This window comes from Methylobacterium sp. PvR107, from assembly GCF_017833295.1.
In the GTDB taxonomy this organism is placed as follows: domain Bacteria; phylum Pseudomonadota; class Alphaproteobacteria; order Rhizobiales; family Beijerinckiaceae; genus Methylobacterium.
Window position 1 is genome coordinate 4,945,130 of sequence record NZ_JAFIBW010000001.1, and the last position, 13,288, is coordinate 4,958,417.

Annotated in this window: 9 protein-coding genes; 3 read left to right on the forward strand and 6 right to left on the reverse strand. The window is 65.2% G+C overall.

The window, feature by feature from the left end; all coding sequences use genetic code 11:
• Positions 1-88 precede the first annotated feature (88 nt).
• The 4 genes from JOE48_RS23395 to JOE48_RS23410 all read right to left on the reverse strand — a co-directional run bounded on the left by JOE48_RS23395 (position 89) and on the right by JOE48_RS23410 (position 7,958).
• Positions 89-883, reverse strand: a complete 795-nt coding sequence (locus tag JOE48_RS23395; protein ID WP_210033300.1) for a MetQ/NlpA family ABC transporter substrate-binding protein — start codon at positions 881-883, stop codon at positions 89-91.
• Between the two features lie 1,055 nt (positions 884-1,938).
• Positions 1,939-3,156, reverse strand: a complete 1,218-nt coding sequence (locus JOE48_RS23400) for an efflux RND transporter periplasmic adaptor subunit (protein WP_210033301.1) — start codon at positions 3,154-3,156, stop codon at positions 1,939-1,941.
• 12 nt (positions 3,157-3,168) lie between these two features.
• Positions 3,169-6,339 carry an efflux RND transporter permease subunit gene (locus JOE48_RS23405; protein ID WP_210033302.1) on the reverse strand — a complete coding sequence of 1,057 codons (3,171 nt, stop codon included), beginning with the start codon at positions 6,337-6,339 and terminating at the stop codon, positions 3,169-3,171.
• Between the two features lie 449 nt (positions 6,340-6,788).
• Entirely contained in the window at positions 6,789-7,958 is a 1,170-nt protein-coding gene (locus JOE48_RS23410) for a glycosyltransferase (RefSeq protein WP_210033303.1), read from the reverse strand.
• Between the two features lie 468 nt (positions 7,959-8,426).
• Here JOE48_RS23410 and JOE48_RS30495 point away from each other — a divergent pair, with 468 nt between their 5' ends.
• From JOE48_RS30495 to JOE48_RS23420, 3 genes are all read left to right on the forward strand, one after another.
• The gene (locus JOE48_RS30495; RefSeq protein ID WP_245252934.1) at positions 8,427-8,867 is read left to right on the forward strand and encodes a hypothetical protein; all 441 of its coding nucleotides are present in this window, start codon (positions 8,427-8,429) and stop codon (positions 8,865-8,867) included.
• A 218-nt stretch (positions 8,868-9,085) separates the two neighbouring features.
• A complete protein-coding gene (locus tag JOE48_RS30500) occupies positions 9,086-9,427 on the forward strand; it encodes a hypothetical protein (RefSeq protein ID WP_245252935.1) in 342 nt (113 codons plus the stop codon).
• Positions 9,428-9,580: 153 nt separating this feature from the next.
• Complete coding sequence (locus JOE48_RS23420; protein ID WP_210033305.1) at positions 9,581-10,300, forward strand: HWE histidine kinase domain-containing protein; 720 nt, start codon at positions 9,581-9,583, stop codon at positions 10,298-10,300.
• Between the two features lie 33 nt (positions 10,301-10,333).
• Here the strand turns inward: JOE48_RS23420 and JOE48_RS23425 are convergent, their stop codons facing one another.
• Together JOE48_RS23425 and pucL are read right to left on the reverse strand one after the other, a co-directional pair.
• Positions 10,334-11,818 carry a PAS domain-containing protein gene (locus JOE48_RS23425; protein WP_210033307.1) on the reverse strand — a complete coding sequence of 495 codons (1,485 nt, stop codon included), beginning with the start codon at positions 11,816-11,818 and terminating at the stop codon, positions 10,334-10,336.
• 526 nt (positions 11,819-12,344) lie between these two features.
• Positions 12,345-13,187 (reverse strand): factor-independent urate hydroxylase, encoded by an 843-nt coding sequence (gene pucL / locus JOE48_RS23430; RefSeq protein WP_210033309.1) that lies wholly within the window; start codon positions 13,185-13,187, stop codon positions 12,345-12,347.
• Positions 13,188-13,288: the final 101 nt, after the last annotated feature.

Sequence of the window (13,288 nt, forward strand, 5' to 3'; positions counted from 1 at the left end):
TCGTGGCGCCTCTTGGGACCGCCTCCGATAGCGGGCACCCAAAGGGATCAGTGTCGCGCCACCGTCGAACCGATCCGAAGCCGAGCTGTCACGCGGCCCGTACCGGGATCACCGATCCCTTGTAACGGTCGTGGATGAAACGGGCGACGTCAGCCGAGGTCAGCAGTGACGCCAGTCGCTGGATCCGCTCATCCTTGGCGAGGGCCTGCGTCGTGACCAGGACGTTCGCGTACGGGTTGCCCTCGGCGCGTTCGAGTGCAAGCGCATCGCGAGCCGGAACGAGACCATATTCCAAGGCGTCGTTGCCGTTGATGACCGTGAGCGCGACATCGTCAAGAGAACGGGGCAGCTGCGACCGCGCGACCTCGATGAACCGCAAGTCTCGCGGGTTTTCGGCGATGTCCTGCAGGGTGGCGAAGGCCCCCGCATCGCTGGACCGAAGCCGGATCAGGCCATTCGCCTGGAGGAGCTTCAATCCGCGCGTGAAGTTGGTCACGTCGTTCGCGACGGCGACTTGGGCGCCCTTGGCCACCTCGGCCAGCGCCTTCACGCGCCGCGAGTAGATGCCGAGCGGCTCGACATGGACGGTGGCGACCACCGCCAACTGAACCCGCAGTTCAGCCTCCTCGGCGCGGAGATAGGGGACGTGCTGGAAGAAATTGGCATCGGCATCGCCGTCCCGCAGGAGCGCGTTGGGCCGGACGTCGCCGCTGATCTCGATCACCGTCAGGGGAAAGCCGGGCGCGAGCGCGCCGGTGACGTATTGTAGGATCTCCGCATGCGGCACCGAGGAGGCAATCACCCGCAAGGGGTCCGCTGCCAGTGCTCGGGTCGCCGACAGCGCCAGCGCGCCTGCCAGAACCGAGCGTCGCGTCGTCTTCATCGATACCTCGTTCGTGTCGGGAGCGGTGTCGGGGGTTCTGAGGCGGGCATACGGCCGGGTCGACCGGTCTCGCTGGCCGGTGCGGGTTCCGATGCCGAGGGGTGAGGACGCAGCTTCGCGCCCGGCGCGGCAGCCGACCGGGCTGGGCCATCGTGCCGAGGCTTTCGCGGCCGGTGATCGGGAGCGAAAGGCCCGATGCGGCTTCGAAGGACGGAACAGACACGCAATCCTCCACCCGGCGCCCGCGCCGATCCGCGATGGGAATGTGGTCAAGATAGGCCGTCTGGACGGGAATGTGCTCCCAATCTAGGCGGAATCGGCAGATAGCTTCGCTCCCGCCGGCCATGCTCGGAGCGGGAATCGATTGCCGATGCCTTAGCGTCAGGTGCGCAGCGGCCGGAGGGTCAGAAATGCTTCGACCCCGCCGAAGGCTCGTGGCCGAGGTCCAAGCTCAAAGCCGGCCGCGCAGCCGGGCCGCTCTCAGAGCGGCCGGCTCCGTCGCTCCTGCCGCGACAGAAGCCCGGCCAGGCCCATCCATGGACAGACGAACAGAATGAAGGCGAGGAGCCCCAAGACGGACCTCCCGGCAAACCGTGACTGACCTCAAAATGTCGATGGATTTCGTGAGATCCTGTCGATCCGCGAAGGCGCGGGCTTGGCGAGCCATGGCGATCAGCTCGCCGGAAATGAGGCCGCACGGCTGCAGCGCAGGGACCGGATCGATCGCCAGCGACGGCCGCGGTGCCGGAGGCAATGCCACAGCCCGTCCCGGCCAGAGCCGCTAGAGCCGCCCGGCCTTCCGCACGGTTTGACCCACCACGGGTTCAGTTCCCGCAAATCATCTGCGGCTTTTGGTAGGGGAGAGCCGCCCATGTGACCGCCTGTGCCGCGCAAACCGAAGGTGCCTTCGCGCAGGCCAAAATTTTGCTAAGCAGGCGTCCGGGCCGCAGAGCGACGGCACGCTTCCGAGAGCTGGAATGGGGAGATCCGCATCGTGAATCGGTGCGGAATCACGTGGCGTTGTCGGCTGCCGAGCCGCTCTCAACGGCTGCGCCTCATTCCGCTGACGCGGTCCGCGGCAACGCGGCCTCGCCGGCAACCTGCACCACGTCGCCGGAGCTCAGGAATTCCTGCGGGTTGTCGATCAGACGCTGTGCCAGGGTCACGCCGCCCTGAATCTCCACGTCGTTGCCGAGGTTGCGGCCGAGCTTGACCTTTCTCAGGGCGACCCGATGATCGTCCTGCACCTCCGCCACCTGGGTGCCGTTCTTGGTGAAGAGCAGCGCGGTCGTGGGGATCCGCAGGGTGTCCGGGTTCGACGGGATCTGGAAGTGCACCTCCACGAAGGCTCCCGGCCAGAGCGCGCCGTCGGGATTGTCGGCCTGCAGCTCGACCAGCCCCTTGCGTGAATCCTCCGCGACCGCGTTGGCCGTCGACGTCACCTCGGCGGAGAACGGGGAATCCTGTCCGGGAACGTGCAGGGACGCCTTCAGTCCCGGCTTCATGACCGCCAGGAATCCCTGCGGCACGTTCACGTAGACGCGCATCCGGTGGATGTCCGAGACGCGGTAGAGCGGCCGTCCCGACGTGCCGCCGGCGGTGAGGAGATCGCCGATATCGACGGCACGGGCGGTGACGATGCCGTCGAAGGGCGCCTTGATCTGCTTGAACCGCGTCAGCTCCTCCAGGCGGCTCACGACCGCCTGTTGGACAACGAGGTTGGCCTTGGCGACGGACAGCGCCGCCGCCCGCGAGGCCGCGGTGAAGCGGTCGGTATCGCCCCGCTCCTCGCTGGACCAGCCCTGGGTGACGAGGCGGGCGGTGCGCTTGTTGGTGGCGTCGCTGAGATCCGCGTTGGCCTGGGCCTGCTGGACGGCAGCCTGGAGCTGGACCAGGTTCGCCCGGGCTTCGGAGAGCTGCTGGTCGAGATCCGGCGCCGAGATGTCGGCCAGCACTTCGTCCTTCCGCACGCGGGCGCCGATATCCTTGTGCCACGCCGTCACGTAGCCGCTGGCGCGGGCATAGAGTGACCCGGTGTAATAGGCGTTGAGGGTGCCGGGCAGCGACAGCTCCTGATCGCGCGGGCCGCGCTTGGCCTGGACGACCCGGACGGTCGGAACGGCCTGACGTTCGGTCCAGGCCTCGATCTCCTGCATGCCCTTCGCGCGGTTGGCGATGCCGGTATAGGCCAGCGCGGCGGCGCCCGCCGCGACGCCGAGCAAAAGCACGACGACCTTGCGCTTGGACGGCGTTGGCGTCTCGACGGGGTCCATGTGTGATCCAGCTCAGACGGACGGAGAGGGAAGAGCACCGGGGAGCGACGCAGCTGCCGGGCCGCGCGCGCGGCCATGTACCATGGCAAAGACGACGGGGACGAAGAACAGCGTCGCCGTGGTGGCAAAGAGCAGGCCACCGATCACGGCGCGGCCGAGGGGTGCGTTCTGCCCCGGCTCGATCGCCATCGGGAGCATGCCGATGACCATGGCGAGCGCCGTCATGATCACCGGCCGCAGCCGCGTCGCGCCCGCCGCCAACGCGGCGTCGAGGGCGCTCAGGCCCTCTGCGAGCTGCTCCCGGGCGAAGCTGATCACCAGAATCGAGTTGGCGGTCGCGACGCCCATGCACATGATCGCGCCGGTCAGCGCCGGGACGGAGACGTGCGTCTGCGTGACGAACAGCATCCAGACGATCCCGGCGAGCGCGGCCGGCAGCGCCATGATGATCACGAACGGATCGAGCCAGGATTGGAAGTTGATTACGATCAGCAGGTAGATGAGCACGATCGAGAAGCCGAGCCCGATCAGCAGCTGCTGGTAGGCGTTCGACATGGTGACGACCTGACCGCGCACCGCCACGGTCGAGCCCTTCGGCACCGTACCCTTCGTCTCGTCGATGAGCGCCTGGATATCCGCGGCCGTGCCGCCGAGGTCGCGGCTCTGCGCGGCGGCGAGGATATTGACCGTGCCCATGACGTTGTAGTGCGTCACCACCGCGCTCAGCGGCTCGGGCGAGATGGTCGAGAGGCCGCCGAGGAGCTGCTCCGAGCGGGCGGCGGTGATCGGCAGGTTGTTGAGATCGCCGAGCGTGTCGATGGAATATTGTGGCGTCTGGACCGAGACCGGGTAGGAGACGCCGTTGCGCGGGTCGAGCCAGTAGGTCGGCGCCGTCTGCGTGCTGCCCGAGAGGCTCGCCTGGACGCTGGTCGCCGCGTCGCCTTCGGTCAGGCCGACGACGCCGGCCAGGGCGCGGTTGAAGTCGACCCGAAGCGCCGGACCCTTCGACTGCTCTTGGATCCGCGCATCGGCGACGCCGGCGACCCGCCGGATCCGCGACAGCAGCGTGTACGCGTAGGCGCGGTTGCCCTCGATGTCGTGGCCCGCGATCTGCACGTCGAGGGCCGCCGGCGAGCCGAAATTGAGGATCTGGCTGACGATGTCGGCCGGCAGGAACGAGAAGGTCACGCCGGGAAATTCCCGCGGCAGGCGGCTGCGCAGATCGCGGGTGATGGCGTCGGCGGCAACCTCGCCCTCGGCCAGGGTCACCAGCATGTCGGCGTCGAACGTGCCGATCGTGCCGCTGTTGCCGTAGGAGATGTTGATGCCGCTGATCGGCAGGCCGATGTTGTTGACGACGCTGGTGACGCGGCCTGGCGGAAGCAGGGCGCGGACACGGTTCTCGATCCGTCCGGTCAGCGCCGTCATCTCCTCGATGCGCGTGCCGGTGGGAGCGCGGACATGCATCCGCAGGGCGTCGGATTCGATTGACGGGAAGAAGTCCCGGCCGAGATAGGGCAGCAGACCGAAGGACAGGCCGACGACGAGCAGGAACCCGCCCGCGAACAGGCCTCGGTTCGCGAGGGCGAGCGCCAGCAGGCCGAGATAGCCGCGGCGCAGGCTCTCGAACCGCCGCTCGAACCCCTGCTGGAACCGCCCGAAGAAACCACGTCGCGCGTGTGCCTCGGCCCCGTGGGCGTGTTCCGTCAGGAGATAGCGCGCCAGGGTCGGCACCACGGTATAGGTCAGCGCGTAGGACGCGATCATCGCGAAGACGACCGCCATGGCGAGTGGCCGGAACAGGAAGCCGGCCACGCCGCCGAGCGCGAGCAGCGGCGCGAAGGCGATGCAGATGCAGAACAGCGCGATGGTCGCCGGCGGCATGATCTCCTGCGCGCCGCGGGTGATCGCCGTGACGATGTCCTCGCCGAACTCCTCCATGTGCCGGTTGATGTTCTCGATCGTCACTGTCGCATCATCGACCAGGATGCCAACCGCGAGCGCGAGGCCGCCCAGCGTCATGACATTGATGGTCTGGCCCAGGACCGAGAGGGCTATCAGCGAGCAGAGCACCGCCAGCGGGATCGACACGGTGATGATCAGGGTCGAGCGCCAACTGCCGAGGAAGACCAGGATCATGAAACCGGTCAGCGCGGCGGCGATGAGACCCTCGCGTACCACGGCGACCACCGACTCCTTCACGAAGCCCGACTGGTCGGCGACGTATTTCAGGTCCACCCCGGCGGGCAGGGTCGCCTGGATGGCGGGCAGCCGCGCCTTCACGCCGGCGATGATGTCGAGGGTCGAGGCGTTGCCGATCTTCAGGATCGACATCAACACGCCCTTCTTGCCGTCGAGCTGGACGACGTTGGTCTGGGGCGGCGAGCCGTTATGAACATGGGCGACATCGCGCATGAACACCACCGCGCCGTCGACCACCCTCACCGGCAGGTCGTTGAACGCCTCGATGGTCTTGGGCGAGTCGTTCAGGTCGATGACCCACTCGTAGCTGCCGATCTTCTGCGTACCGACAGGGGTGATCAGATTCTGTCGGGCAAGCGCCGCGCCGACATCGGCCGCCGACAGCCCGTGGGCGTGGAGCGCCGACTGGTCGAGGTCGATCTGCACCTGCCGCGCCGCGCCGCCATAGGCGTAGGGAAGCTGCGCCCCCGGCACCGTGGCGAGCTGGGGCCGGATGAAGTTCATCGCAAGGTCGTTGAGGGCGGATTGCGAGAGCGTATCGCTCGACAAAGCGAGCTGGATGATCGGCACGCTCGATGCGTTGTAGGCCAGCATCAGGGGCGGCGTGATGCCAGGCGGCAGCTGCTTCAGCTGCGTTTGCGAGATGGCCGTCACCTGGGCCTGGGCCGCGGTGATGTCGACGGTCGGCTGGAAATAGATCTTGATGATCCCGTAGCCCGGGACCGACTGCGATTCGATATGTTCGATGTCATTGACGGTGGTTGTCAGCGACCGCTCGAAGACCGAAACGATCCGGCCCGACATGTCTTCAGGCGGAAGACCCGTATATTGCCAGACGACGCTGATGACCGGGATGCCGATACTCGGAAAGATGTCCGTCGGCGTCCGGAAGATCGACAGGATCCCGAAGATCAGGATCAGGATAGACATCACCACGAAGGTATAGGGGCGCAGAAGCGCCAGTCGGACGATTGCGGCCATCGTTGGAGATCTGTCCGCGTCGCGATACGGGGATGAAGCCGGGGCTTGGCTCACCACCCGCATTCGGCATTTTGCATTCATCCGATCAATAGGGCAATTTGATGACCTGCCCAGCCTAATACGCACGGAAACATTCCGAGACAAGTTTTCTATACTTCGATAAATTGAAACTTACATCATATTGCAATATATCTCGTGAGTGGATTGGAGAACGCATCATAGAACATGCCCATGTTTAAGGTGCAAATCTATTCCCGGCAGCGTCTCTCGCTGTTGAAGGATCGGACGTGGGCAATTTCCGCTCCGGGCCGTCAAGTCGTGCCGGGCGCATTCCGCACATAGACAATGCGCCGCGCAGCTTGGCGGCAGGGAAAGGGCGACCGCCGATAAGTCGCCCTCGACACACGACCCGCGAAGACGCCTTGGCCAGATCGGGCCGCCCCCTGCGTTCACGCCGCCGAAAATTCCCAGCATGGCCAGAACTCGGCGCTGTAGGGCGATTGCCGGCATCCCCAGGCCGGATCGACCATCTTGGCCAATGCCTGGCGCGCGAGCCCGGCAATCCGCGTCCGGACGTCCGGCGGAATGTCAGCCTGACCAAGAATATCGAGGCAGGTCGAGAAGCAGGCGCGGTACTGACCCGTATTGAAGGCGGCGACGGCGTACTCGTCTCGCAGGCCGTACAAATATATCCAGTTCTGCAAAAACAATGCCTCGTTGGGCGCCGTCAGGTGGAGGGCTTCTTGAGCGTACAAGAAGGCCTCGGCGTGCTGGCCGCGTTGCCGGAAGAAGACACTGGCACCATGACGCGCTTCGGCCCGCTCGGGGCAGACCGGAATCGCGCGGTCGAAGATGGCCCGGACTTCATCCTCAGGGTCTCCGAGGAAACCCTTGAGTTGAGCGGCACTCAGAAGGCTGATGTAGACCTCTTCGCGCCAGTTGCCCAGTTCGGACCGCCTGGAATAATTTTCGATTGCTTTACGAAGCTCACCGCAGTCGCGATAACTCTGCGCGAGATAGAACGTATACCGGGCGATCAGGAAAGGGTCTCGCTCAGTAGTGAGGGCCTTCTCGAGAATTCCAGCGTCTTGCCGATACGTCGATTCGTCGCGATGGCGGGCGCCGTCCTCGCCGCGCCGCATCACCAAGGGCATCGGCTTCGTCCAGTATTTGTCTCTACTATCGATAAATTCGTGCAACACGCCGCGATAACACCAAGTCAAAGTGTTGCTGACCAATTGAATGCGCGTATACTCGGTGTGGCGGTCCGAAATCGTGAAGACATACCCGGGAACGTCGAGCTTAGGCATCGTGAAGCCGGCCGGGATGATCAGTTCATCATCGGCATCGATGATAAGCGTGTAGCTGCTGTGGGGGCGCGCCAGAGCGAGCGCTTCGCTCCTGTTATGGGCGAAATCGACCCACGGCCGCTCGATAAGCCTTCCGGGCAGGTCCGCCATAGCCGAGCGGATCACATCCTGCGTCCCATCGGTCGAGCCCGTGTCCACGATCACCCAATGATCAATGATCGGCCGAACAGAATCGAGGCAACGTCGTATGACATGCGCTTCATTTTTGACAATCATCGAAAGACAGATTGTCTGCCCAGAAATATTCATGCCAATATACCTTCGGAAAAACGATACGCGAAAGCTGTCTGCTCGCGTTGATCGCCCTATTAAGTCAGTTAAGGACTCTCTGCAAAGGGAATGACGAAACGCTCTGTAGCAACATAAATCTAACGATCTATTTAACGGCGTTTATATTTCGAATTCTTTGTTAGAAGAACAGTCTATTTGATAAATAGATCGGAGCGATAACATCATATATCAACAAAAACAGATTGCGACCGTGTTCGCGCGCGCAAAGAACGGTTGGTTTCGGATCCGTCACCGTTGACGGGACAGTCTGAGCGTCCGGGTTCAAGGCCTGCCATGCGCCGAGCAGGTCCCGCAGCCGCCGGTGCCTTCGTCGCGAACGGATTGCGATCCCGCCGGTTCATCGCAAGGGCGCCGTTTCTCGGACCGCAATCCGGTCGGGCGAAGGGACGATCACGCGGCTCGCGCACCCAGATCGACAGGAGCGAAGTGACGACGGAAAAATCTGGCACAGCGCCGGTCGCGGAAGCCAACGGCATCATCGGAAAGGCGCTGATGGAAGAACTCAGCGCCCGTCCCGACTGGACCACCCGCGCATTGTCGCGCCACCCGCACACGGCAGCCGGCGCCATAGCGGTGGATCTCACCGATGCCGATGCGACCCGCACGACCCTCGCGGCGGCCCGCGACACCACGCATCTCTTCTACGCCGCCCTTGCGCCTCAACCGAACCTGGCCGAGGCGGATCGGGTCAACGGGGGCGATTCTGCGCCATCTGCTCGACGGATTGGCGGCCGTCGGTGCACCGCTGCGGCGCGTCGTTCTGTATCGAGGGCGAAGGTTCAGGCAAACCGTCTCGGACCGGTCCCATCGCCCTTCACCGAGGACGAGAATTCGCGTCACAGCGGCCCGTATTTCTACTTCACGTAGGAAGACGAGCTGCGGGCTCGCACGACAACCGCGGTGGACGCTGGTCCATCCTGCGCCCGGACGCGGTATTTGCCGACGCGGCCGGCAATGTTTTGAACGTCGCCTTGGTGATCGGCGCCTACGCGGCTTTGTGCCGGGCAGAGGGTGCGGCCTTACGCTGTCCGGGTCCGGCCCACGTTTACGAGGGTATTTTCGCTCACGGGACGGACGCCCAAGCCTTGGCGCGGGCCAGCCTCCGGGCAGCGACCGAGGGATCGGCACGCGATCAGGCCTTCAACGTCGTGAACGAGCCCGTCCGCTGGCGGCGCATCTGGGGAAAGCTCGCCGCAGCGCTGGTTCTGCCCATCGGGCCGCCCGTGCCCATGCGTCTGGCGGTTCACAGGGCCGACGCGCGCGCCGTCGGCTGGGGCCTTGGCGACTTCGCGTTTCACAGCGCCTTCGATCTCGTCTCCGACATGGGCACGATCTGGCGGGCCGGCTTCGATGAGAGCGTGGACAGCGCCGCAGTTCTGCTATCGGCGATCGGCCGGCTCCAGGCGGCGCGGGTGCTGCGGCGTTGACGCGATGCCGCCGAAAAGCGGAACCGGCCACCGGCCGGCGCCGTGATTGGTGCCGTTGACCGACCCTGATGAAGGCGTGAAGCTGGCTTGCGCAGTGCGCCTATCGTTTGAGCCGAACGCATCCTGATGGCTCTTCGCGCGGAGAAGGCCAGAATGGCAGAGGGATCCGATAACGCGGCGCGCATGGTGCGGCTGGAAGCGGACAATATGCGGTTACGCCGCCTCCTGGATGAGGCGGGCGCGCCGGACGGGCTCCGACACGGCCTGCGCGACACAATGGCGATGCTCCGGGCGGTCCTGCGCCTGTCGGCCGAGACCGCCGACAGCGTCGAGAATTACGCGACGCATCTCGAGGGCCGCCTCGACGCCATCGCGCGCGTCCGGGTCACCGCCGACACCTTCGGCGAAGTCAACCTGCACACCCTGATCTCAGATGAGCTGATGATCCATCTCATCCGCGAGGGCGAGCAGGCGGCGCTCGACGGGCCGGCGGTCCGGCTCCGGCCGAAGGCCGCGCAGCTGGTGGCGCTCGCATTTCACGAGCTCTGCAGCAACGCCGTCGAACATGGCGCCTTCGGCCTCGCCGAAGGCGGCGTCGAGGTCCGCTGGTCCGTCGACAGCACCGGTGCGACATCCGCCGGGGCGCTGACGCTCGCGTGGAAGGAAACGGGCGGCGCGGCGATCGGCCCGCCGGCACGGCAGGGCTTCGGGATGCAGGTTCTGACCGAGATGCTGAGCTATGAACTGGGCGCCCGCGTCGATCTCGCCTTCGAAGCCGACGGCTTACGGTGCATCATACAATTCCCGCTGACGACGCGAGTCGGACACATCGTGGACGAGACCGACGTCGATGAAAGCGGCGAGCTGGACTGAAACGGCCGGCGCCGTCCGCGCGCTTCAGCGCTGTCAGCCCATCACCCGCGAGGCTTCCCGGACCTGATGCGTCGCCCGGTCGACCCGGACGCTCGCCTCGGCAATCGTGTCCATGCCGGACGCGATCGCGGACACGCCGTGCGACGCCGTCTGCATGCTGCCGGACATCTCACGTGTCACCGCGGATTGCTCTTCCACCGCCGCCGCGATGGTCGACGAGACCTCGTTCAGCGTGCGGATCGTGCCCTGGATAACGCCGATCGCGTCCACGGCCTCGCGGGTCGCAGATTGGGTGGAAGCGATCTGGCCGCGGATCTGATCCGTTGCCCGGCCCGTCTGCGCGGCGAGGGTCTTCACCTCACTCGCCACGACCGCGAAACCGCGGCCCGCTTCCCCGGCGCGGGCCGCCTCGATCGCGGCATTGAGCGCGAGCAGGTTGGTTTGGGCGGCGATGCCGGAGATCAGTCCGACCACGTCACCGATCTGGGTTGCCTGCTCGCTCAGGCCTGCAACGATCCGTCCCGTGTGCTGCGCCTGGTCGACCGCTCGCCCGGCCATATCCGCCGCGTGGCTGACCTGCTGGCTGATCTCCCCCACCGAGACGGATAGCTGCTCGGCACCGGAGGTCACGGACCGGATCTCATTCGAGACCCGCCCGACCGTCTCGGCGGCCCGGCTTGTCTGCCGCGTCACATCCGCGACAGCGCGACCGATCGCGTCGAGATCGTCGCCGATCGCACGTTGCGCTTCGGCGCGCCGCTGCCGCTCGTGGACCTGCGCGGTGATGTCAGTGGCAAACTTGACGACGCGGACGGGCCGGCCGTCCGAATTGGTGATCGGGTTGTAGGTCGCCTGGATCCAGATCGCGCAACCGCCTTTGCCGGTGCGCCGGAATTCGCCCGACTGGTACTCGCCGCGGGCGAGTGCGGCCCAGAACGCACGATAGGCCTCGCCCGCCCGCTCGGCCTCGCCGACGAACAGGCTGTGGTGGCGACCGACAATCTCGTCCAGGCGGTAACCCACGGCTTCGAGGAAGTTCTGATTGGCGCTCAGGATCGTTCCGTCGAGCGCGAATGCGATCACCGCCTGCGAGCGGTGGAGGGCCGTGATCTGGCCTTCGAGATCGAGGGAGCGAAGCTTGTGCGCGGTGATGTCGGTGGCGAACTTGACGATCTTCACCGGCTTGCCGGCGGCATCGAGCACGGGATTGTAGGTGGCCTGGATCCAGACCTCGCGGCCGCCCTTGGCGATCCGCTTGTACTCGGCGGTCTGGAACTCACCGCGCCGCAGATCCTGCCAGAACGCACGGTAAGCCGCGCTCTCGCGCTGCGCCGGCTCGACGAACAGGCTGTGGTGACGGCCGCGGATCTCATCCAGCGTGTAGCCCATCGCGGTCAGGAAATTCGCGTTGGCGTCCAGGATGGTTCCGTCGAGCGCGAATTCGATCGTGGCGAGCGACCGGCTCAAGGCGGCCAGCTTGGCATAGTGATCCCGGCGGCCCTTCAGGCGCTCAAACATGATGTCCTCCCCCATGCGCAACCCAAAGGTGCGGCGAAAGCGCACCTTGACGGTCGCGGCTAATTGCAGGCCGCCTGAAAAAGCTATCTCTGTTAGCAAGATCGAGGGCTGCTATACTGAAAAATTTCTGTCTGTTGACCTAAAACAATTCCCTTGCCTAAATGTTAAATCGGCCCTCGACCATCCTAAACTGAGCAATCTCGGAGACACGTTTATAAATCTACATGGACGCGACGGGACTCATCCAGCGATTGTATTATCCTATCTCAGGTTGGTGCTTCCGCAGACGTTGGGTTGGCAACGGGCACGCGTGATGCGCGCGGGCTTCCGGAAACACCGCATCCCACGAAGAAGTGTCAAACTTTCACAAGTTCTCGACCGCGTTTAAGCCCAGACCAATGAGACCGATGATCATGAGGCCGTCGATTTGGGCAGCGGCACGCTGAGACCGGAAGGCGCAGAGGGAGACAAACGGCTGCCCTGAAGCCGATCGACTGTGCGTGCGCGCGAAATGCCTCATCGATGGTCAGACGTCCCGGCTGATCGTTGCCTCGATCCGCCCGTGGGGTTGGTCGGTCGGCAGGAAAACGGTGCCGGAATTGTCCAAGCCGAAGACCGTCAGGTCGATGGGAATGTAGTGCTTGTTCGGCATCACGAAGGTGATCTCGCTGATGTCGTGCACGGCCGCGAGCGCGGCCTCGCCCATCCTGTACATGCTGTCCTGCACACCGCGACTGTAACTCGTACCGAAGACCGCCAGCAGCGTCGCGAGAATCCGCGCGTTCGCCGCCTCACACGCGGCAGGCACGTCCGCCCACGACCAGGTCGCGTCCATACTGGTCGCCGCGATCCGGTCGGTGGTGTCGGGCAACGTCCGGTAGTGATCGGCGACGAAACCGGCCCAGCCGGACTGCGTGGTCTTCATGAAGGTGTAGCCGCGCAAGCCGGAGCGCAGGGTCGAGCCGACCCGGTCGGCGACGAGCGCGACGAAGCCGACGCCGTTCCCGTCCCGCGTGAAGGTATGGCCATGCGGCTGGCCGTCGATGCTGTGGCGCAGCCAGCGCGTTTCCTCCGCCTCGATCGCGACCGTCTCGATCTGCGGGTAGGTGTCGAGCAGAACCCGCGCGACGGCGGTGACGAACGCCTCCTTGTCGAGGGAGAGGTTTCGGGCCGCCGTGACGTTGACGATGTTCTTGATGCTGTCGGTGGCGATGCAGGCGCGGTTGTCCCCCTCGGTCCAGGCGGCACCGAAGCGGCCGGTCAGCATCACCGAGAGCGTCAGCTCCCGCGGCGTATGGTGGTCGCCGTCGCGGGTGAGGCGCATCACCCGGACCTGCTCCTTGCCGTAGCGGGACGCGATCAAGGGCATGGGGATCTCCGACGAAGTCGATGGACGCCGTCCAGCTTAGGGCGGCAGCGATCGTGGATCCAAGATCCATGCGCGCCTGGGCCAGGCCCGGGCCGACTTGA